The following is a 21,974-nucleotide window of genomic DNA, read 5'->3' on the forward strand; positions in this document are numbered from 1 at the left end:
GATTATTCATACTTTCGGCCGCGCCACTGAGTAGGCTGATTAAAAGCAGAAATGAGAATTCGCAAAAACGCCAGCGGATCGGCCAAAGGTGAAAGCCAAAACAGCCATTTACCCGATGCCTGACTTGTATCGTACGAAGGGGCGATCGCCAAACACAAAGCCGATCGCACTGCAACCAAAAATACATTCAATCCCAACAGCCAAAAGTGCGGAAATACACCAACCGGCGGCAGCGAACCAAACAGCAAATAGCACAGCACAATCGGTACCGGCAAACCTTGAACCGCCAGCAACAGCCACAAATCGCCCCAAATATGACCGCCAGAAGCAGCATCTTTCAAATCGAGCGATCGACCCCATTCATTCCAAGTCTCGATCGCCCCCTCATACATCCGCACCTTCAACACCTTAGCCCCATCCAAAAAGCCCACCTTAAAGCCCTTAGCAGCGGCATAGCGAGCCAAGGTCACATCATCGCAAAAAGAACCTTTTGCGACTTCATAGCCCCCTAAAGCCACCAAAACCTCGCGCTTGCACAAGAAACACTGACCGTTCGCCATCACCCGTTCCGGCACATCCCCGCCAGTCCCCGTCGGCCCGAACCGGTAAACCAAAGTCATTAACAAAGCAGGTTGCAGCCACAACTCCCCCGGATACTTGAGGATAAACTGCGGCGACAGCGAAATCAAATCGTAATTTCCAGCAGCAGCCGTCTTCAGCAAACTCGCAATCAAACCCGGATGGGGCACAGTATCCGCATCGATGCCCAAAATCCACTCGCACTTCTCGGAACTTGCCAAAAAACCCGCATTCAGCGCCCACGGACGCCCAACCCAGCCCGCCGGCAGCGGATCGTCGTTAATCAAGCGAAACCGGGGGTCTTTTTGTGCTGCTGCTTTGACTAAATCTCCGGTTCCGTCTACCGAATAGCTGTCAACCACGATCGCTTCTCGGAGTTCGTAACTTTGGCTGGTTAATCCCTCCAAACAAGGCGAAATGCGATCGGCTTCGTTCAAAGTCGGTACTACGGCAGTACAAACACCCAACAAATCCAGCGTCGGCGAATCCGGTTCCAGGGGCGGGATGCGCGATGGGCCTTTAATTAAGCGCGACATCAGAATGGCTGCGGCGGGCAATTGCAGCAGCAAGAGTGCGACAGGGATGATACTTGTCAGCGATTGGGGGAACAGGTGAGGGGCGATCATGGGATTTTAGATTTTAGATTTTAGATTTTAGATTTTCAATTGAAGAATTGAGAATTACGGTTGGTGTCAATTTAAAAATTTAATAAAATTTTGACCTCAAACATATTACAGGAATTGGGAATGAAAAAATCGCCGCTGAAAAACCCGGTTTCTTGTAGAAACCGGGTTTTTAAACTAGCTCAAAAATTAGTGTAAGTTTTTGCTAAATCAGCCGAGGTTGCTCGCTAGCAACTCACTTACGCAAAACCCCCACGGGCTCAGGTGGAATTTTGGCCGTGATAACAGATGTATCCAAAGACGGCATTGTTTCGGTTGCGTCACCTGCTGGGGGTTTAGCGATCCAGCTTAACGCGATCGCCGGGACTACACCCAGAAGCACCGCTAGCGATGTTGGGAACCAGAACCGAGAATCCAAGGAAACTACAGTGATAATTGCTCCGAAAGCAAAGTTTACCAAATAAACAATTAAGGGCAAACCCAATTCCGATCGCTCTAATTTAATCGGTGTTTTTCTCCACAAGAAAGCTGCGGAGGACATAAATAGCGCCCCCGTACCCATCCAGCCAGCCAAATTGCGGTAAGGCATTCCAAAGAAAGCCCCAAGTTCCTCAAACTCCCAAAAAGGCACAGCAGTTTGACTCATCGCCGGATCTAGTACAAAATCCCAAGCTGTTAGCAGCAAAGCACCAAGGGCGATCGCCCCTATTTGGCGCACCCAATTGAGTTCACCTTTACCGCCAGCTACTCCAGCGCGAGCAATTATGTATGAAACCAGTCCCAGATAAAACCACGAGAGGGGAATGGTAAACGGAACCAGCCCTGCAATTTTGTAGCCCAAACCGCTTAAATAGTGGTAGTGGCCGAAGGGAAAACCGGTACTCGTTCCCAACAACTCGCTACTCAAGGACAAAAACACAGAAGGCACTAAAAAAGCCAGAGTTGCACCCCAACCCAACGTCCGCAAGGAATACAGAGCAACTGCTGCTGCACCAAAGATGATATAAACTACTCCACCCCCAGCCATCCCCCACTGGAATAGCGTTTGCCCTGCTGGTGGCAAACTCATCACCAATTCGGGACGGGGTAAAATCAGCAGCAACCCTGCCAATCCAAAAGCCATTGACAAGACGTGGGCAATTAAGCAAAAGCGCTCAGCAATCAAAAGTTGCTTCATGGGACTCCTCGAAAAAATATTAGATGCAAAAAGCACTCTTAACAGTTTACAAACTTTAACAAAAAACCAACTGCATTTGAGTCAGTTGTCAGTTGTCAGTTGACTGTTGTCAGTTGACTGTTGACTGTTGCCCTGCGCGGGCCCATGCCCTGCGCGGGCCGATGCCCTGCGCGGGCCGATTCCCAATTTCCGATAATTACCTCTGTTTTGTCACTTCGGGCGAGAGTATAGCGGTAGGGTGCGTCGCTGATTGATAGTCGTCAACAATCAGAATTCTGGCGGCGGCGCACCCTACTTTAATGAGAATAGGAGTAGGATAATCATCTCTACCGAAAGTGACTCAAGAGGGTTACTGCCAATTCCCCACTAGCACGAAAGGCGCCCAGAAATAGGGATTTTGATAGTCTGGGTTTTTCAGCAGCGTTAATTGAGCGTTGCGGAGGGCTTCAGCTTTGCTGGTTTTAGAAGAAGCAAGCTGCTTGTAAAACTCAGCCATAAAGATAGCTGTAGATTCGTCGTTGACTTGCCAAAGAGTGGCGGCGGTGCTGCGCGCACCCGATCGAATTGCGGCGCCTGCCAAACCCAAAGCCGCCCGGTTATCGCCCGAAGCAGTTTCGCAAGCACTCAAAACCAAAAGTTCGATCGGCTGTTGTCTTTCCCCAGTGCGGGCTCGCAGCAGTCGATCGAACTCCTTAACATTCACTTTCCGATCCCAAGTCACAATAAAAGTATCCGCAGCATTCGAGCTAAACTGACCGTGAGTTGCCAAATGGACGATCGGGTAAGACAAAGCTTTAATTCGATCGTGCAACCGCCCGCTGACAAAATCTTGATTCAGCAGCGAAATCCCCGGCATCTCGGCTGCAATTTGTTCAACTTCCTGCTTCACCCCCGGCAAAGCCGAGAAGCCTTGACGCGCTTCGGAGAGGGCAGCGGCGAGCACTCTTAACTTGACTTTGTTCAGCGGTTTCGGTGCCAGCAATTGCAATCCCGGCGCCAAAGCAATGCTGTATTTTTCTACCAAAAACTTTTCGCCGTCGTGCAGCACCGCCATCGGCAGATTCCGCAAATAACCGTCGAGCACAAATACCAGGGTTTTAATCCCGGCCGCGGTCAAATCCGCCTCTGCTGGGCGGATTAACCAGTCATAAACCTGTTCGACAGGTTGCCTCCTGTTGCGGGGGAAAGCAGCAGGCCTGATGAGATTTTTGGCTTGTCTGAAGGCTGTTTCCAACTCAGCTTGAGACTTCTTCGTAGCGTAGCGGCGCAGGGGTTTGCCGGGAATTGACAAAATTACCTCCAAACGATCGCTCAAAATAATCGGATAAATCACCGCCGCCGTCGGATCGATTTCCTCGATAGACTTTGGTTTAGCATCAGCGCAAGCATCCCGAAAAAAGTTGTCCAATTCCGCCAACTGCAAAGATTCCACCGTTTGGCGCGCCAGTTTCAATTTAGCTTGAGTGGGAGATTCCTCTTGCAAAAGCAGCCCGACTAATTCCCGATAAACCGGTTCGGCACTTTCCCGAAACGAAAATTGCACTTCGGGATTGACTGTCACCAAATCGCCCCGCAGAGAAGACAATATATTGACAGCTTGAGTATATTGAACGATCGCCCCTTCTGTATTTCCCTGAGCTTTCCGAATCCGTCCCAGTTGCCAAAACAATTGGTAAGCAATATCGGGAGATTGAAAAGCCGGTGCTAAAGTCAAAGCTTCAGTTGTGAGATTTTCCGCTTTCTGATACTGCTGTTGGATTTCCGATAGTTTGCCTTTAGCTGCCAGAATATAAGCTTGTATGCGTTTGTCGCCCAAATTGTTTGCTGGTTCGACAGAGCGATCGAGCATTGTGTCAATATCGCTTAAACTCAAAGTTTCTGCAGGCGACTGAGCTAATTTCATCAAGCTTTGAGCTAGATTAATTTGAGCGTAAAGTCCGGTGCGGTTTGAGCCAAATTGAGCGGTTTGAGGTTCTAGAGAACGCCACAAAGCCTCTGCTTCAGACCAATCTTGGCGATCGACCAAAAGACTCAATTGATTTAACTTCGCTTGAATTTGTAGGATATATCGCTCCGGCATCGCCTGGATCGATCGAGCATAATACTCTAGGGCAAAGCGTTCCCAATCACCCCGCTGTTGTGGTGTCAAACCCGGTTTATTGCTTTTAGCCCGTACCGTATTGCCCAGATTGAGATAAATTGCAGCCTCCTCTGGCCGGGAACCTAATTTTTTGGCTGCTTCCAGTCCCGCCGACAGCACATCCTGCGATCGTTCCAGTTGTCCCAAAACCCGCAATACCCGTCCTAAAGCATGAATAGCCCGGACTTGTTCGAGGGAAACTGGCTGATTTTTCAAAGTTTCCAAACCCGCTGTCGAAACTTCGCAAGTTTGGTTTTCCAGCTTGAAAGAAGCTAACAAAATTTTGCAAGCTCTGGGGTAAAGTCCGAGAATTTCCCAACCCCGACTTAGATTAATTTGAACTTGAAAAAGTTGGTTTTTACTATCTATTTGCTCGAAAATTTTAGCACTTAAGTCAAACTTATCGATCGCATCTTGAGTCTGCCCCCGTTCGAGTTGCAACTGTCCTTGAATGTTGAGAGTTTCAGCCAAAATCCGCTGCTGTTCGGGAGTTTTTGCCTGTGTTCGCACAACCGACAAACTCGAATTCACAGCTTTTTCTGCTTCTTCCCAAAGCCCCAACTGCCCGTAGGTTGCAGCTAAATTGCTCAAAGCCGCGGCGCGATCGAGATTTTCGCCTTTTGCCTCAAACTGCGCCGCCGCTTGCTGCAACAAAGGTACAGCTTCCGAAAAACGTTCCTCTTGGTACAGAGTTCGAGCTTGTCGAACAAGCTGCACCGCTGGTGGTGGATTAACCTGAGCAATTCCAGGAGGAATCGCAATTGCTAGCAGACAGGAAATCACAAATAACAGAATTACTTGTCGGAGCGATCGGGTAAACTTCATATTTAGAAAATAAAATTACAACCGCAAACACACATACCAATTAACCCAAATACATCTTATTCTTTATCTGCGTTAATCCCCGTTAATCCGCCTACATCTGCGGTTAAAAAAAACCTAAATTCAACGCGGCACACAAACAGAACTCGGTAGAGGATTGCGAGAGTCAGCAGCATTACCCGGATTGTATCCAACAAGCATAACTTCTCCTTTCGCATTCACCACCCAACCTTGCGCCGGAACCACTTCCCGATCGGGGATTGGCCCTTCTTCCTTCTTCTTCCCTCGATCGGTTACATCGGTTAAATCCCCTACATTGCCCGTTGCCGAACTTCCTGCCTCTTCCACCCAAGGAAACGGCGCTGGAGCGCTGCTGAGGGCATCATTAGGACTCGATGGCACTCCTCCTTTCCCAGTAGCGGTAAACTCGCTATCGGCCCCTTTGATGCAGGGATTTGTCGCAATTAACGCAGCCGGATTGACCACATTTTGGGGCAGTTCCACTAAACCTTGAGCGGGATTCACCCCAGAAGCGCTAAATGTTACAGTACCTTGCAAAGCCGGGCCGCTACTTTGGGAAATTGCCGCAATATCGCTGGTAGGAATTAAAGATGTAGGAGTTACTTGCAACGCTGCAAATTGATCGTCTGTTAATCCCAAACTCGCTCGAACCTGTTCGCGAGTGACTGATGTAAACCCCAAAACATTCGGGACATTAATATTAACGCGACCACCTTGGGCCGATCGCGCATTAGCAGTAATATCGCTATTTTCCTTGGGGAGAGCAACCAGAATATCGCTTTTGATGTTGATATTGCCACCCTCAGAAATACCTGCATCCGTTGTAATTCTGCTCCCGCGGCGTAACTGGATATCTCCCGCTTCGAGGTTAATATTTGCCCCCGTACCCGATACAGTCGTACCGTCAATACTGGCTTTGTTGTTAAGGTCGATCGAATTTGCGACAACGTTAATGTTACCAGCACGCCCAGATCCTAAACTCCCGACTGTTACCGTGGCCCCATCCCGAACAGTTAACCTTGGGGTAGTAACGCTGATATTTCCTGCTGCGCCTGTGGGGGGGGGAAGCTGGAATACAGCCTGAAGCAAAGTATCTCCAGAAGCGGTTGCTATGCCGGAACTAGACAAATTATTATTAGTCCCCGTTAGTTCTACCGACTCCGAAGCGTTGATAATAATGTTTCCACCCTCTCCTTCACCTATAGTAGAGGCCCCTATTGCCGCTGTACCTTGAACAATCAATCGCTTAGTATTAATCCTCAATTCTCCAGAGTTACCACCCGCAACAGTCCCTGTAGCTAATTGACTGCGGGCAGCACGAGTAGCGGCGAGACTGTCATTTGTGCTGCTGCCAGTTATGGTCACGAAGTCGGTGGCATTGATGGTAAGGTTTCCACCCCGACCAGCAGAAGGAATCACCCTATCTGTTGCTGTGATACCGCTTGTAGAGGTGATAGATGTCCCCCCTTCTACGATTAGAGAGCGTGTATCGATCTCTATGTTTCCCGCGTTTCCCGTTCCGCCAATACTGTTAGTGGTAATCCCAGTACCAAAGGAACTATCTGGTCGGTACTCCGTAAGAACCACTGAGTCAGAAGCCCTCACGGTTAAGTTTCCGCCATTGCCTGCACCCACAGTTGCGGCTGATAGGGCTGACCCATTACGGACTGTTAGCTTTGCGGTATCAACTGTTAAATTGCCTCCACTGCCTTGATTTATAGCGGTGGTGAGCAGCCCAGATTCGCTGACTTCGACTGATTCAGAAGCTCTAACTGCCACATTCCCCCCAACTCCTGCACCGTCGCTGAGGTTGATAACGATCGCGCCTTCTCGGAGGTTTAGCTGCTTAGTATCAACTGTAATATTCCCCGCTGTGCCTGCGCCCACAGTCCCGACAAATAAGCCGCTTTGCCGACTTGAGAAGTTAGAGTTTCCACTTGTGCCTGCATCGAGGATAGTTTGTTTAAAGAAATCAAATCCAGTTCCTTTGATTTCTACAAAATCAGCAGCGCGGATTGCAACATTGCCTCCGTTTCCTGTGGCGGTCGTGCTAGTTGAGATCGAGGCTTGGTCTAAAAGCCTTAACTGTGCTGCATCTACGGTAATATCGCGGCCGTCAATATTTCCCAAGGTATCGGAAAGGAGGGAAGCTCGATCGCGCAATGTCACATTTCCTCCCCGGAGTGCGATCGCGCCTCCCCCAGGCCCGCTGGCTGTCACGGTGGATAAACCTGAAAATTCTATCTTGCCAAAATTGGCAATATTTGTATAATCCAAACCTAATCCTGTGGGCGTGATGTTGAAGCTTACCAAACCCGGACTCGCCACGCTCCCTAATTGAATGTTGCCGCTAAAAGCGCTAGCAAAACCATTATTAAATATTAAATCTCCTCCTACCAGTGCTAAGGTTTGACCGGGAGGAACTGCTAAACCGACGGGGATTGTTGTGTCTTGAATAACTTGGGTGACACTAGAAGCGTTGACAATTGCACCGGGAGTTTCTCTAAACCTTAAACCCACAGGAATATTAATCGCTAACAATGGTACTGCGTTGGGATTAGCTGCACTAAATTCAAAGCTATTATCAAAGAGAACTCCGCTACCAGTTGAACCGATAAATGAGCCGCGCAAATCTAACCGAGCATTGGGGCCAAAGACAATCCCTTTAGGATTGAGTAAAAATAAGTTAGCATTTCCTTGGACTCCCAACACACCTAAAATATTGGAAGGATTGCCGCCCGTAACGCGGGTGAAGATGTTGGCAATTCCGCTGGGATTGGCAAAATATGCTCCCCGCCCTTGACGGATGTTAAATTCGCGCAAGCTGTGAAAGAGGTTAACGCCGCGAGTTGCACCGCCTTCTATTCTGTCCGATGGTAAGTTATTAATCGTGTCGCCAACTGTGCGCGAACTTTCTGTTCCCAAGCTATTATCGGGGATGATTTGGGCGACGCCGGGGACAGGACACAGCAGTAAAAATGCAAACAATATGGCGCAAGATTGGCGGGGCATCTTTTAATTCCTGTTAATTTATTATTAGGAAAATAGCGACGGGTTAGCTAAAACCTGAAGATTACCTATTGAGGTACGCAAACACCCGTCGGTTTCGGACTGCGAAGAGATGCACCACCAGAATTATAGGCTAACAGCGTTACTTGTCCTCGATCGTCCATTACCCAACCTTGAGCGGGCATAATTTCTTTCGATCCAATTTCTATGGATGCTCTTTGACCTTCTACTTGCTGACTTCCATCTACCGCTGGTTCCACCCAATTAAACTCACTAGAATTGCTGCTGAGGGCATCGTGAGGACTCGGCGGCAACCCCCCCCGCCCAGTCACAGTAAACTCGTTCTCGGCACCTCGGATGCAGGGATTTGCAGCAATTAACGCAGCCGGATTCACCACATTTTGCGGCAGTTCTACTAAACCTTGAGCGGGATTCACCCCAGAAGTGCTAAATGTTACAGTACCTTGCAAAGCCGGGCCGCCACTTTGGGAAATCGCGGCGATGTCGCTGCTAGGAAGCAGAGATGTAGGACTTACTTGCAACGCTGCAAATTCGGCGTCACTGAGCCCCAACCTGCTTCTAACTTGTTCGCGACTCGCTGCTGTAAAGCCAAAAACATTGGGGACATTGATATTGACGCGGCCGCCGCCTGCTGTGCGGGCGTTGGCTGTGATGTCGCTGTTTTCTTGCGGGATGGCGACAAGAATGTCGCTGTTGATGTTGATATTGCCGCCGTCAGAAGTGCCTGCATCGGTGGTAATTTGGCTGTTGCGGCGCAATTGGATGTCTCCCGCTTGCAGGTTAATATTTGCTCCTGTACCGGATACAGTCGTACCGTCAATACTCGCTTTGTTGTCAAGAGCGATCGAATTTGCGACAATATTGATATTACCAGCGCGTCCGCTTCCCGTAGCCTGCACCGTGACTGTAGCTCCATCTCTGACAATTAGTCGATCGGCATTCAGATTCAACGAACCGGCATTTGCCGTAGCATCGGGATTAGAACCAAATATCTTGCCCACCGAAGCATCAATTGTACTGACAAACAGACCATTATTTCCGCTGCCGCTGACTGAGATGCGATCGGCATTAACAGTAATATTCCCCACATCTCCTACACCCAAAGAACTCGTAGAAACTATCCCCCCATCCCGCACGGTTAGGGTTGGCGTATCAATCCGAATATCCCCGCCCCGACTCGAACTCAAAGTTGCAGAAGTCAGCGCGCTAGCATTCTGAATTCCGCTGGTCAAAACTTGAGAAATACCAGAAATTTCTACTGATTCAGTCGCCCTAACTGTTAAATTTCCAGCAGGCCCCCCATCCTGAGAAAACAAAAACCTGCCAACTAAAACACCCGTTCCTAATGTAAAAGCAGAACCATCAGAGAGAGTCAACCGCTTCGTATCAACGTTAATATTCCCCGCCCTTCCGTTAGAACCGATACTCAGCGTGCTGATTCCAGTTGACACAACAGTTCTCGGGCCGGTGTTAGACAATTCTACTGATTCAGCAGCTTTAATGTTGATATTCCCCGACGGGCCACTGCTGTAGCTGGTGGTACCCAGAAGAGAACCGTCGCGCATAATTAATCGATTGACATCAACACTAATACTTCCTCCCGCACCGGTACTTTCTTTAGCTGTCCCGTTGTTAATTCCCGAACCCACCATCTCAAAAGTATTGGCGCGAATGATTAAATTTCCGCCATTTCCACCACCAAAAGCGATGCCGCTACCTACTACGCCATTGTTGAAGAGCAGGCGGCCAGTGTCGATCGTAATATTCCCCCCCGAACCAGCACCAGCACTAGCATTAAACAGCACAAATAGCGGGTCAAAGGGGTCTGCGGTTCCCGATACCAGATACTTAATTACAACTTGTTGATAGCCATCAACTCCCAGCCCGCTCATTTCTACAGAATCGGCAGCGCGCAAGTTGATATTACCTCCTGCACCATCTCCGAGAGTCAGGGTAGAAAATTGCGTTCCGTTTTGCACTCGCAAATTTTGCGCGCTGATATCGATACCTCTACCATCAATATTTCCCAAAGTCAGCGCATAAATTCGCGCACCGCTGATGGCAACATTTCCACCTTTTAACTCTATTATGCCACCACCGATTCCGCTGGTGTTAATAAGTGTTCCATCGGCTATTTGAATATTGCCCAAGTTTTGAATATTGTCATAATTTAAAGTTAAATTTCCCTTGTCCCCCGCTGTCATTGCAAAATTAACTAAACCTGGACTCGCTGCGCTACCGAGTAAAATTTGTCCGCCGCTGGCGGTTAAATTGCCGCCTTGGAGTTCGATGTCGCCACCAATGAGTGCTAAAGTTTGACCGGGTTCTACTGCTAAACCAACTCGATCGCTAATCGGGATTGGCACAGGAGAGGCTGGAAGATTTACCTTTCCTACAGCCGTCGATTGATTGACAATTGCACCGGGATTGTCTCTAAATCTTAAACCAACGGGAATATTAACTGTTAACAGCGGGGATATTTGCGGGTTGGTGCTGCTGAATTCAAAGCCGTTATTAAACACAATACCGTCAGCGGTTGAACCGATAAAAGAACCGCGCAAATCTAACCGAGCATTCGGGCCGAATATAATTCCTTTCGGGTTAATTAAAAATAAGTTACTGTTGCCTAAAACTCCCATAGTTCCTAAAATATTAGAAGGGTTGCCACCTGTAACGCGGGTGAAGATGTTGGCAATTCCGCTGGGATTGTCAAAATAAGCTCCCCGCCCTTCACGGATGTTAAATTCGCGCAAACTGTGAAAGAGGTTAACGCCACGAGTTGCGCCGCCCGTGATTCTATCTGAGGGTATGTTATTGATAGTATCGGAAACAGTCCGCGAACTTTCCGGGCCCTGGGTATTATCGGGGATGATTTGGGCGAAGGTTTTCGAGGGAAATAGCAACAGGAAAGCAAACAGTAGGGAGTAACTTACGGGCGGGCAAGATGCCCAACCCCTACTCCCCACAATAAAATCTAGTATTTGTGGAACAGGCATCTTGCCTGTTATTGAGAATAGTGCAAATAGTAACGAGTAATGAAAGGGAGGCATAAAAACACTCTTTCCATGATAAAGTTTATCAGTGTAATCTCATCTCGTGTCTCTAAATGTTTTGAATTTCGCTGCTGAGTACAAGTTGCTCGACTGTGATTTCTAGTTCGGGAAAAGTTTTAGAAATAATGCGCTCATTCCCTGTAAAACTTTGAACTAAATAGCTGCCATTTTCCAAACAGTAAACGAAAACTGTGGGAATTTTGGGATTTCCTAAATAAGTCCTAGAAGCGATCGCTAAATAATCCACAATCCAATACTCACAAATGCCGAGGCGTTGATACTCATCTAGATTATCCACATAGTCGTCTTCCCAGTTAGTTGAGGTAACTTCTACTGCTAATTGGATAGGTTCGGTAAGAGCTCCGTAGCCGCGTACATTGCTGTTCCATACTGATGCCTTAACCACGCCGACATCAGGATTTCTGCCTTGCTCTTGTCCGGAAGCTGTTACAGTTCTCAAAACTATATCTTTGTCAACGATATAGTCAAGCCCCAAGCGTTCGCTTTCTTTGTCGAAAGACTTAACAAGATATCGTGCCACATTTTTATGAGCCCTGGTTGCTTCCACTTTGACAATCTCTCCATTTACAAGTTCGTAGATGCCCGAACCCTCTGGGTACTTTTCGAGAAAATCTGCAAATGTTAGTTTAGTTTTTGTCTGAACCATAATACAAGCCCTCTTGTGTTAACTAGGTTAGGATTTATATCGTTTCCGGTTCCATCATAATTATATATTTGGATTATATCAGTGCGAGCGTCCCCGATCGCGACCCAAGTAGCGATCGAGACTCCCACTTAATAAAATTTGACCGTCAGCGCTAAAAATAACTGACAACCTTGTCAGATCCACAGCCACAGGCTAAGATTTTGCAAAGGTCGAGAACACAATCTTACCAAGCTTTTTTATGAACTACCGAAACCACATCACGATCGAAGCAAATAAACGCGGTGGTAAGCCTTGTGTACGCGGCTTGCGAATTACGGTTTATGAAGTGCTGGAGTACCTGGCTTCGGAGATGACCGAAGCAGAAATTCTGGACGATTTTCCCGATCTGACGCGAGAAGATTTAAAAGCCTGCATAGCTTATGCTGCTGACCGCGAGCGTCGGTTTATGACCGCGACCTTATCCGCATGAAATTACTTTTTGATGAAAACTTGTCGCCCAAGTTACCGAACCGTTTGAGCGATATTTTTTCAAATATAATAAAGATAGCTTTTTTCAGTGCGACGGCTGAAGAAATCTGTTGCTGTTTAAATATGTGTGTACAATATGCGTCCGAACGTTGATTATCAGAAGATAGAACGATTGATGCAAGTCTTGGGTGGAGAAGCTCAGGGTTCAGTGCTTAGAAGCAAAGTTGAGAACTTCATCGAACGTTTTGAAGGTAACTCAGAGGAGGAACAGTCATGAGCTTGAATGAGTTGCCGGGAGCGGAGCTAATTCTAACGGGATTGGACGATCTTCATCATGGTAAGACGAATACAGTTGGGTCATTGTTAGTCGCGATCGCATCTGTACGCTTAACCGAAGCAGGCTTGGATATTCCGAAGGAGCCTTTAGTATCAGAGCCGGAACTAGCCTTGTATGCCCATCTTCAGAACGAACGCGATGATGCTTATTATTACTACAATGCTTTACTAAATAGCCTCAACAGCTTTTGTGCTGCACTTGAGTCTAGAACATAACAATGATAATTCCGACTATGAACTACGGTTTTTACCAATGGAGAAAACAAAATGGCGATCGGCCGATCTGCTATTTTTCAAGTCCTTACGAGAATAAATCTTGTTGATTCTCGTGAGCGAACACCTAGAAGGACGTAAATACGTCTGATCGCACCTTGACAGGGCTGGCAATGCCTAGGCTGTAGTGTTGGTCATCGATCCAGTTTAGTGGACTATCACCAATATGTTGTAGAAACTTAGACCGCGAATACAGTCGATTAGCTTACGCAATAACCTGACATTTTATAGATTTAGTTATTTTAGCTGTTGACAATGTCAGGAAATTGATCTAAATTGAGGGTATAAGCAAACTCCTATTTTTGCAGCACGGAGCAGGGAACATGGCTGATGGAGATATTTTCCGCAATGGGCTTGGGTACTATAAAAAGCTATATGAGTCGCTCTGTGAGGGAAAAGCGAGTATCGATGAGTGTACTCGGATGGCGATCTCAGCACTCAAGCGAGATCTTCAAAAAAAAGGCAATCTACCAATCGTTGTTGCCCAACAGATGGGTGAAAGGTTGTCCCAGGTTATTGACATCGCGGGCGCGAATAACTCTGTTGACTGGGGTATTGCGAATAGGGAAATAGAAAAAATACTTCAAGTTAATGGAAGACATGACGTTAAAGAGCTTATTCTTTGCGCTGGAAAGAGTTTCCTACATGAGCTTAGGTATGGTAACGATCGAGGATTAACTGCTAATAGTATTTCGGAAGCAATTTTGGGGCAATACATGACCACAGTGATGGAATCAGGATTTCATGGTCGTATACCACTAACCGATGAACATCTGGCAGGGATGAATGATCGAACTCTTAAACAACTAATTCAAGAAATTCAGCCTGGGGTTGTTTCTGCGATTGGTAATTGGGCAAATAAGGCAAATATCGATGGAAGTGTAACCAAATTACGACTACCACGCCGTAAAGTAAATCCAGTAGATATGGATGAAGACCTATGCTAACAATGAAGAAGGAATTTCATGCTCACGATAGTGATTACACACTAGATTTTGGCTCTGGGGTAAATAATAATGGGTGTATTCAGTTTACAGATCATGCTACTAAAAAGGAGAGTTCTATTGGAATTACGATAGACGATCAAGAATTCAACTACCGAGTCAAGCAAGAGTTTCCATCTGTAGTTGCTGATCTAATCGATCTGGCTGTTGCAATCCATTTCGCAGATCGTCTTGCATTTCAAAATCTACGCCAAGATCAAAGTCGCATTTATGTAAAACTAGCAGTCCGTCATCCTGAAATAATGAATACTGAATTATTTCGCTCTCAGCTAGAAATTTTGCTTGAATGGGCTACTGGAAGTCTATGGTTGTTTGACTTCCAAAACAGATCGGATTCAGAACGTTCTGTTGTTCGCCAACCATCTTTGCCCGTAGCAGCTCAGGATTGTGAAGTGGCTATGTGGAGTGGTGGTCTTGATGCCTTTGCTGGTCTCTATCAACGTTTGCGATCGCATCCAGAAAAGTCATTTTTACTTTTTGGCACTGGAGGTAATGTTAACGTTCACAAGCTACAGGAAGATACAGAAAAACAAATTAGATATATTTTTCCCAATCGTTGTACTTTATACCGAGTTCCAATTCGCTTCTTTGATAGCAATGCAGTTAGGAAAAACAAAATTACCCGCGCAAGAGGTGTTGTATTTGCGATGCTGGGTGCTGCCTGTGCATCTTTAATGGGGCGACAAGAGCTTTGCTTTTATGAAAATGGAACTGGTGCAATTAATCTTCCATATCGCGAATCTGCGTTGGGATTAGATCGCACCAGATCGGTTCATCCATTGACTTTGCTGAAAGTGAGCGATCTCATCTCAGAGCTTCTAGGAGAGGCATTTCGGGTCTGGAATCCATTCCTATTCTCAACTAAATCTGAAATGTGTCAGATATTAGCAGAAGACGTGACGGGTAGACTATCTTCGCAAACAAAGTCATGCGACAGCCCCCACAGACATAATATCAGTCAGTGTGGATATTGCTCCTCTTGCCTTTTACGACGACAAGCTCTTAGTGCTGCTAAAATAGAGGATAAGACTCGATATCTAATATTACATGGAAATTATTCACCCGTGAAAGATCCAAGTGAGAGTTTACGACATATGCTCGCACAAGTTGAGACGCTACGATGCTTACTCAATCGACCTAATCCACATGAGATTCAGTGGGAAGCGTTAACTCGTAAATTTCCGATCCTCGATGATATTGTCGATCAATGTTCAGTCGTAGAAAAGTTGACCACTCTTGATATGCAGAGCAAGTTAATTAGACTTTATCAAAAGTATGTCGCTGAGTGGGATGATGTAAAATCTCAACTATCAGTCAACCTCATTAAGAATAGGGACAGTGAGTCGTTATATCGAAACTATAGCGGCTCTTAGATAGATGAGGTATATATCAAAGGTCACAAACCTTGATGTACATAGAATCTGGCATACCTCACCTTTTTGAGAAAGGCTATATTCGATCGCTTAATAAGATTAAGGAACACTGTAATGGCTACTAATATATTAGACAACATCGATCTAGCGAGATTGGGGGAACTCCTTCAACAAGCCCGTAAAAGCTGTGACATGACTCAAGCTCAAGCAGCCCAGATTATTGATACTGCAAGAACAACTATTGTTGCAATTGAGAAAGGAGAACGCCGGATCAAAGCAACGGAACTGATTAAACTCGCCCGTGCTTATGGAAAAGCCATCGGCGATTTCGTTCAGCCTCGTGCTGTTACAGAACCTTTTGAGGTTCAATATCGCTCGGCATTTGGGCAGAATGAAGCTGAAGCAGCACGGATTAAACCCAGTATTTTGCGCTTAGAGGAACTGTGCCAAAACTATCTAGATCTCGAAGCGATGATGGATGCACCCTTACCTCGAAATTATCCACAAGAGTACAAGATCGATAATATGCCACTTGAGGCCGCAGCGGAAAGTATTGCCATCTCAGAACGTCAACGGCTTGGGCTTGGTGATGCACCTATTCCATGTCTGCGAGATATTTTAGAACAGAGTGTCGGATTACGAATTTTTTATATAGAGATGCCGCCTAAATACTCAGGCATCTATAGCTACAACGAACAAATGGGTGGCTGCATCGCCATCAATGCTGGACATCCTGAAGAGAGAAAACGCTGGTCATTAGCACATGATTACCTGCATTTTCTCGCTCATCGACGGAAGCCCATAGTTGATTTTGACGATCAGTATAAAAGGAAACCAGAGAGCGAGAGACTAGCAGACACTTTCCCTAATTATTTCCTAATGCCGACAAGTGATTTACTCAAGCGATTTAACGATATGCACCGTTCTCATGGCAAGTTTACTGCAACAAATTTATTCACTTTAGCTCACCATTATGGAGTGTCTATTCAAGCTCTAATCTATCGATTAGAAGCAATTAAATTGTTACCATCTGGAACTTGGGAGCGTTTGCGCGATCGAGGATTAAAAGTCCGAACAGTTCAACAGGAAATGGGCTTAGAACCTATCACGGAGCGCATCGATATGGCTCCTATTCACTATCAGCATTTAGCGATAGAAGCACTAGATCGAGGGTTAATTACCGAAGGACACTTTGCTAATTTTCTTGGTGTCGATCGCCTTGAGGCTCGACGGATTGCAGAATCATTAAGTGCACATTCAAGCGGAATAATCGAAGAAGTTGCTGATTTAGACCTTTGTCAGGCGTAGGATAATTGGGTAATTAACGATGAATATTAAACAATCCCATATTGTCCTAGATACCTGCTGTATTCTGAATTTCTATGCTTCGGGAAAATTTCTAGAAATATTGCAAGCTATTCCCGCTCAAATTGTTGTTACTGAAGTTGTTAGATCGCAAGAATTAAAGACACTTCAGCGGATTGAGAATGAGGAGAGTAAAGGTGCAATTTATTTTGACCAGGCGGTTCAAGAAGGTTTAATATCGATCGTAGATTTTGAATCAGAAGCAGAAGCTGAAACTTTCATCAACTATACTGCTCAAATAAGGGGTGAAGGAGAATCTGCAACATTTGCGATCGCCTTTCACCGCGAATGGGCAGTTGCAACTGATGATAAGAGAGCGATCGCCTTTCTAAGAAAAGAGGCTCCTCACATCCAAATTATATCAACACTGGAAGTCATTAAACATTGGCCGGAAAAATTAAAAATTGACTCAGTAACATTAAAAGCCGCATTGAGTGCAATTCGAGTTAAAGCGAGATATCAACCTCCTCGAAATCACCCTTTGCTGATTTGGTGGGAAACTGCAATGAAATAAATAGATGAGCGCTCGAATATATAAAGCCAAGTAAAGCACAAAATAAATCTCGCAAAACATAAAATATTTACTATTTTGGGCTTGATTGACTCTAGTTATTAGTTATACCATTTTTATATGAAGCTGCATAGAATATATACTTTGCCGGAAAAGGTTTCAGGTTTCCCATTCTGTGCAGCTTCATAAAGAATTGGTATTACTTATCAATTTTGTAACCCAACCTACAACTTAAAACGGAAAATAATTGATTCTAAAGTAGATGCCTTTTTCCTGCAAAGTTCGATCGCCCGATCGAGCATTTATCAAAGGAATACCGTAGTCCAAACGCACATTCAACCGATCGCCCATCTGCCAAACCAGCCCCAAACCCGCACCCAGCAGTTTATCCGAGTCAGGATTCGGCTTTTCCTCCGAATGGTTCCACCCTACCCCAAAATCGATAAACGGAGCGACTTGCAACAAACCTTCGACTTGCGGGACACGCCAAACCGGGATTCGCACCTCTGCAGACGCGATCGCACCGCTATCAGTTAACAGCAAATCTTGGCGGTATCCGCGCACGCTTTGAACGCCGCCGATCCCGATTTGTTCCAGGGAAAGCAGGGGGCGATCGGCTAATTGAATGTCGGAACGCACAATCAGCAAGGTTTCTGGCGCTAACAGCCGCACGTACTGGGCTTGTCCGCGCCACGCCAGAAAACTGCTGTCAGGGCCGCTATCGTTCGCAGTAGCGCCGAACAGATTAGTGCCGAGGGAGAATTGCGATCGCGCCGCGAACACTTGGTTGGAACTGCGCTGCACGTATTCTTGAAAAAACCGCACAGCCGAAACCCGCGTTTCACCGCGATCGTTTGCTCCCGCCGAAAGCGCAAATCGTTCCCCCGACAGGAATGTATCGCTTTCTTGCCGCGAAAAACTCAGTCCCAAAGCCAAAGTGCGATCGGGCTTTTCGACAATCGGCTGGCGGTAAGTTAACTCGTAAGTCCGCGATTTCCCCTCGATTTGGGCGCGATCGAACGGTTCCTCGATGATATTAGTGCTAGCAGCACTCGCCGCGAACCCAATCGTGCCGTTGCGCGCGTTGACGGGGACTGTGTAGCTGCCGTTGAATTCGTTGCTGCCGTCGGTGTTAGCATAAGATACCTCTAATCCGTCGCCCAAACCGAGCAAATTTGCTTGATTGATGCGAACACCGCGCCGAAAACTGCCGACGCTGGGCGATCGGTTGTTGTCTGCGAACACTTCAGCGCTAAAGCTGTCTGCTTCTTTGACGCGCACTTCTAAGCGGCTGTTTTCCGGGCGGCTTCCGGCTTGCAATTCGGCGGAAATATTGCCAATTAAGGGGTCGAGTTGCAGCATTTGCAAGGCTTCCAGCAACCGAGATCGATTGAGGGGCCGTCTGGTAGCGCGTTCTAGGCGCGATCGCACGTAATTTGAATTTAAGCGCCTGTTTCCAGTAATCTCAATTTCATCTAATCCGCCTTCTACAATCCGAATTTTCACCACACCTCCTTCTCTGGGAAAGGTTTGGTTGGCGGGAATTACAGCGCCGGAATTGATGTATCCGGCGGCTACATATTTTTGAGTGACGGCTGCTTCGGCTGCGATCAGTTCGGCAAAGGTGATTTCGCGGCCCGCAAACTGTTGCGTAACTTCTGCGAGTTCGCGATCGCTAAAAGCTGTGTTCCCCTCAAATTCAAAGCCGGCGACCCTAATTGTACCTGGAATCCCCTGTCTAATTTCGCTTTCAACGGGTGTTGGCTGGGTGGGTTGGAGGGGAGACGGCGCAGGGGGTTGCGGCGGCTCAGGAGCTGGCAATTCTGGTTCTCGCGGCAGAATGGGGTTGGGCAGTTGGCTTAGTTGCAAAGGTCGATCGATACCCAAATCAATTTTTTGTCGGTCAATATTTTCTTCTAGTTTTCGATCTGAGTTAAAAAGCTCGGTTTCTTGAGTTTTTGTGCTGAAAGTGCGATCCTCTCCGAGGGCTTCGCTAACGGGCTGAGATGTTGCACCATTGTCAATAAGCCTGTTACTGGCGGGCAGGATGCCCACCCCACAATCAAACTCACTCTTTGTGGAACAGGCATCTTGCCTGTTCTTGAGAATGGTGTCAGATGTCACATCGACTGAATTTGCCGCAGACGGCGGTAAGTCGGGAGTTTCCGCCGCCACTGAGTGTTCTGATTCAGCGGGTAACTGCGTTTCCTCGTCTTTTGCGGGCAACTCTTCGCGTTTGTCAAAAGTGGTGTCGTTGGGGGCTAAAGCTCGATCGCCTTTGCTGCTAACTGCTGTCAAATCCTCAACATTTGAGGTTAAAATTTCACCTGTGCTAGCGGATGTTTTCGCTGGTTTTGCCAACAAAACTAACCCCAAAATACCAGCGAATAAAAATAGTTTTTGCGATCGACAAGCCATAGGATATAATTATTATCTCGCTTAAGTGGGTGAAAATATTTTCCGCAATCGAGCACCCTCAAGTAAAAATCAATCTTAACAGCAAAAAACGAAACAGCCGTCGCAGCCAACAGTTTCGGCGACGCTGCAAACCAAAAGGTCGATCGACGGCTGTTCATTTCCCAAGACTTACGCTTCAATCGGGTGATTATCCGAAAAAATATCGTGTAAGTCGATCGTAAACAGTAAAAAAACCAAATTTTTTTTGTTGCCAAACCTACGCTTTCATGCTAATGCCGCAACCAGAACAGCCCTGAACCCCGCAGTAAACCAGAAACCGGGTTGTGTCCGAAAAGACTCGCTACAACTGATATCTGGCACCATTCTCAATAATCTTTTTACGAACAGGCTTTTCGGCCTGTTCCACAAGAGATAAATTTTATTGTGGAACAGGCCGAAAAGCCTGTTCATAAGAATAGTGCAAGATGTGAGTTACAACTTCCACAAGAGATAAATTTTATTGTGGAACAGGCCGAAAAGCCTGTTCATAAGAATAGTGCAAGATGTGAGTTACCACCCGCAGAGCCGCTAAAAAAGCCAGTTTCTTTGATTTTGGTGCATCATCCCAAATCCGACTTTAATAGCCCCTTTATTATTGAGTCAGCGTCTACCCACATCCTGTGCGTAGACGCCGTTTCAACCGCCCTGCGATAAGGGGATTTGTAACTTTGAATTATGCAGAGCGGCCCGCACCAGCCGCAGCACCCATTTGAGCCCCGTCAGTCAATCCCACCAACTTAGCACTCAACTCCCACATCCGCTCGCCTTTTTCATCATCGCGGGCCTGGGGAGAAACCTTCTGTACAAAAGACTGACCATCTTTTTTCTGGCGGTTCCCCCAACTCCAATAAGCCCCAGATTGCTTGTATTCTGGGTCAGCAACCACCATCGCCAGCCTTTCCCCCGCCAACTCCTGCGACACGTAACCCCCGGTGATATTCTTCTGAAACAGCGGGAACAGCTTCTGAAACAAAGGATAGTGGTTGCGGAACAGCGGCGTATCCGCAACGCATCCCGGATACAGCGAAGTGAAAGTAATCCCCGTGGATTCGTGAAAGCGGCGGTGCAATTCCCGCATCGTCAGCACGTTGCAAACTTTGCTATCTTTGTAAGCCTTGACCGGTTCAAACTTCTTGCCGTCAACCATCGAAATCGGGTCTTTGAAACCCGCTTCAAAACCCTCAAAATTGCCCAAATCCGGGCGCGGCGGAATCTTCCCGCCCAACTCGTCTGGATTGTGAGTCACGGTTCCCAAAATCACGATTCTCGCATCGGAATAATAGGAAGGCTTCATATTTTCCATCATCAGGTTGCACAGCAGGAAATGACCCAGGTGATTGGTAGTCATCGTCAACTCGTAACCCTCCGGGCTCCGCAGCGGTTCCTTAATCAAAGGCATATAAATAGCCGCGTTGCACACCAAAGCGTCCAGAGGCCTGCCGCTTGCCTTAAATGCGCGAGCAAACCGGCGCACGCTCTCCAAATCGCCCAAGTCAATCTCCATAATGGAGAAACTGCCTTCAGGTATACCCAACTCTCGCGCGGCATCTCCGGCTTTCCGCACGTCCCGACAGGCCATGACTACGTGCCATCCCTTGTCTGCGAGAGCTTTCGCGCCGTACAAACCGACGCCGGAGGAAGCGCCGGTAATGATAACCGTTGATTTTTGATTTTGTGCCATCTTGTTAAAAGCGCTTCCGCTATTGATTTTTTTCAGGCACTCAAACGCTGAGCTAGCAGCTTGGATGTTTGGAAGTACCCTATGGTTATTAGGATATGGGGAAACGTTCTCGATCTCAACTGGGAACCTCTCACTTTTGCAGCCAAGCTAGAAATTGGAGGCCCGATACTGCGAGGCAGGAGGCAGAAGGAGGGATTCAGAAGAAGTGTTTTTACAAGTAGGAGATGCTGGCTCTCAACGGGCGATGAAAATTAAATATGGCTCCCACTTCGACTCCTATTTTGAGAAATCAACCATACATCTTTTATATCATGTTCAATCGATTGACCGCGATTAAAGGCTTAGGAAGGGTTGACAGATTTTCCCGTTTCTCTTCAATATCTTGGTGAGGGGA

The 21,974-nt window shown here is 46.9% G+C and carries 16 protein-coding genes; 8 read left to right on the forward strand and 8 right to left on the reverse strand.

The features are described from left to right. Positions 1 to 2: 2 nt before the first annotated feature. From cruG to QUA50_RS08835, 6 genes are all read right to left on the reverse strand, one after another. Positions 3 to 1,205, reverse strand: a complete 1,203-nt coding sequence (gene cruG / locus QUA50_RS08810; RefSeq protein WP_333262785.1) for a 2'-O-glycosyltransferase CruG — start codon at positions 1,203 to 1,205, stop codon at positions 3 to 5. 232 nt (positions 1,206 to 1,437) lie between these two features. Then, positions 1,438 to 2,379, reverse strand: a complete 942-nt coding sequence (gene cruF / locus QUA50_RS08815; RefSeq protein WP_333262788.1) for a gamma-carotene 1'-hydroxylase CruF — start codon at positions 2,377 to 2,379, stop codon at positions 1,438 to 1,440. Positions 2,380 to 2,728: 349 nt separating this feature from the next. Beyond that, positions 2,729 to 5,344 (reverse strand): CHAT domain-containing protein, encoded by a 2,616-nt coding sequence (locus tag QUA50_RS08820; RefSeq protein WP_333262791.1) that lies wholly within the window; start codon positions 5,342 to 5,344, stop codon positions 2,729 to 2,731. Between the two features lie 120 nt (positions 5,345 to 5,464). Next, positions 5,465 to 8,374, reverse strand: coding sequence for a two-partner secretion domain-containing protein (locus QUA50_RS08825; protein WP_333262793.1), 2,910 nt, complete (start codon positions 8,372 to 8,374; stop codon positions 5,465 to 5,467). A 65-nt stretch (positions 8,375 to 8,439) separates the two neighbouring features. Beyond that, a complete protein-coding gene (locus QUA50_RS08830) occupies positions 8,440 to 11,388 on the reverse strand; it encodes an S-layer family protein (RefSeq protein WP_333262796.1) in 2,949 nt (982 codons plus the stop codon). Between the two features lie 106 nt (positions 11,389 to 11,494). Next, positions 11,495 to 12,112, reverse strand: coding sequence for a Uma2 family endonuclease (locus tag QUA50_RS08835; RefSeq protein ID WP_333262798.1), 618 nt, complete (start codon positions 12,110 to 12,112; stop codon positions 11,495 to 11,497). A 238-nt stretch (positions 12,113 to 12,350) separates the two neighbouring features. Here QUA50_RS08835 and QUA50_RS08840 point away from each other — a divergent pair, with 238 nt between their 5' ends. The 7 genes from QUA50_RS08840 to QUA50_RS08870 all read left to right on the forward strand — a co-directional run bounded on the left by QUA50_RS08840 (position 12,351) and on the right by QUA50_RS08870 (position 17,445). After that, positions 12,351 to 12,581 (forward strand): DUF433 domain-containing protein, encoded by a 231-nt coding sequence (locus tag QUA50_RS08840; RefSeq protein WP_006634608.1) that lies wholly within the window; start codon positions 12,351 to 12,353, stop codon positions 12,579 to 12,581. A 135-nt stretch (positions 12,582 to 12,716) separates the two neighbouring features. Next, the gene (locus tag QUA50_RS08845) at positions 12,717 to 12,857 is read left to right on the forward strand and encodes a hypothetical protein (protein WP_333232804.1); all 141 of its coding nucleotides are present in this window, start codon (positions 12,717 to 12,719) and stop codon (positions 12,855 to 12,857) included. Then, entirely contained in the window at positions 12,854 to 13,132 is a 279-nt protein-coding gene (locus QUA50_RS08850) for a hypothetical protein (RefSeq protein WP_333232807.1), read from the forward strand. The genes QUA50_RS08845 and QUA50_RS08850 overlap by 4 nt, the downstream gene beginning before the upstream one ends. A gap of 380 nt (positions 13,133 to 13,512) precedes the next feature. Beyond that, positions 13,513 to 14,136 carry a hypothetical protein gene (locus tag QUA50_RS08855; protein WP_333232809.1) on the forward strand — a complete coding sequence of 208 codons (624 nt, stop codon included), beginning with the start codon at positions 13,513 to 13,515 and terminating at the stop codon, positions 14,134 to 14,136. Next, positions 14,130 to 15,566: a 7-cyano-7-deazaguanine synthase gene (locus tag QUA50_RS08860; RefSeq protein WP_333298626.1), complete on the forward strand. Its 1,437-nt coding sequence runs from the start codon at positions 14,130 to 14,132 to the stop codon at positions 15,564 to 15,566. The genes QUA50_RS08855 and QUA50_RS08860 overlap by 7 nt, the downstream gene beginning before the upstream one ends. 114 nt (positions 15,567 to 15,680) lie before the next feature. Beyond that, positions 15,681 to 16,874, forward strand: coding sequence for an XRE family transcriptional regulator (locus QUA50_RS08865; protein ID WP_333232813.1), 1,194 nt, complete (start codon positions 15,681 to 15,683; stop codon positions 16,872 to 16,874). Positions 16,875 to 16,893: 19 nt separating this feature from the next. Continuing rightward, complete coding sequence (locus QUA50_RS08870) at positions 16,894 to 17,445, forward strand: hypothetical protein (protein ID WP_333262805.1); 552 nt, start codon at positions 16,894 to 16,896, stop codon at positions 17,443 to 17,445. Between the two features lie 228 nt (positions 17,446 to 17,673). On the opposite strand, the gene QUA50_RS08875 is transcribed toward QUA50_RS08870, so the two are convergent. Then, on the reverse strand, positions 17,674 to 19,860 hold the full coding sequence (locus tag QUA50_RS08875; protein WP_333262807.1) for a ShlB/FhaC/HecB family hemolysin secretion/activation protein: 2,187 nt from the start codon (positions 19,858 to 19,860) through the stop codon (positions 17,674 to 17,676). A 423-nt stretch (positions 19,861 to 20,283) separates the two neighbouring features. Here QUA50_RS08875 and QUA50_RS08880 point away from each other — a divergent pair, with 423 nt between their 5' ends. Continuing rightward, positions 20,284 to 20,553, forward strand: a complete 270-nt coding sequence (locus QUA50_RS08880) for a hypothetical protein (RefSeq protein ID WP_333298624.1) — start codon at positions 20,284 to 20,286, stop codon at positions 20,551 to 20,553. A 19-nt stretch (positions 20,554 to 20,572) separates the two neighbouring features. Here QUA50_RS08880 and QUA50_RS08885 read toward each other — a convergent pair whose 3' ends face one another. Then, entirely contained in the window at positions 20,573 to 21,580 is a 1,008-nt protein-coding gene (locus QUA50_RS08885; protein ID WP_333262810.1) for a protochlorophyllide reductase, read from the reverse strand. Positions 21,581 to 21,974: the final 394 nt, after the last annotated feature.

Source organism: Microcoleus sp. M2_D5 (assembly GCF_036701935.1).
Lineage (GTDB): Bacteria > Cyanobacteriota > Cyanobacteriia > Cyanobacteriales > Microcoleaceae > Microcoleus.

Bases quoted from the DNA above. Each gene is read 5' to 3' on its own strand.
- cruG (WP_333262785.1), bottom strand. From the start codon at position 1,205: ATGATCGCCCCTCACCTGTTCCCCCAATCGCTGACAAGTATCATCCCT.
- QUA50_RS08850 (WP_333232807.1), top strand. From the start codon at position 12,854: ATGAGCTTGAATGAGTTGCCGGGAGCGGAGCTAATTCTAACGGGATTG.
- QUA50_RS08840 (WP_006634608.1), top strand. From the start codon at position 12,351: ATGAACTACCGAAACCACATCACGATCGAAGCAAATAAACGCGGTGGT.
- QUA50_RS08870 (WP_333262805.1), top strand. From the start codon at position 16,894: ATGAATATTAAACAATCCCATATTGTCCTAGATACCTGCTGTATTCTG.
- QUA50_RS08875 (WP_333262807.1), bottom strand. From the start codon at position 19,860: ATGGCTTGTCGATCGCAAAAACTATTTTTATTCGCTGGTATTTTGGGG.
- cruF (WP_333262788.1), bottom strand. From the start codon at position 2,379: ATGAAGCAACTTTTGATTGCTGAGCGCTTTTGCTTAATTGCCCACGTC.
- QUA50_RS08820 (WP_333262791.1), bottom strand. From the start codon at position 5,344: ATGAAGTTTACCCGATCGCTCCGACAAGTAATTCTGTTATTTGTGATT.
- QUA50_RS08830 (WP_333262796.1), bottom strand. From the start codon at position 11,388: ATGCCTGTTCCACAAATACTAGATTTTATTGTGGGGAGTAGGGGTTGG.
- QUA50_RS08860 (WP_333298626.1), top strand. From the start codon at position 14,130: ATGCTAACAATGAAGAAGGAATTTCATGCTCACGATAGTGATTACACA.
- QUA50_RS08865 (WP_333232813.1), top strand. From the start codon at position 15,681: ATGGCTACTAATATATTAGACAACATCGATCTAGCGAGATTGGGGGAA.
- QUA50_RS08855 (WP_333232809.1), top strand. From the start codon at position 13,513: ATGGCTGATGGAGATATTTTCCGCAATGGGCTTGGGTACTATAAAAAG.
- QUA50_RS08825 (WP_333262793.1), bottom strand. From the start codon at position 8,374: ATGCCCCGCCAATCTTGCGCCATATTGTTTGCATTTTTACTGCTGTGT.
- QUA50_RS08835 (WP_333262798.1), bottom strand. From the start codon at position 12,112: ATGGTTCAGACAAAAACTAAACTAACATTTGCAGATTTTCTCGAAAAG.
- QUA50_RS08885 (WP_333262810.1), bottom strand. From the start codon at position 21,580: ATGGCACAAAATCAAAAATCAACGGTTATCATTACCGGCGCTTCCTCC.
- QUA50_RS08845 (WP_333232804.1), top strand. From the start codon at position 12,717: ATGCGTCCGAACGTTGATTATCAGAAGATAGAACGATTGATGCAAGTC.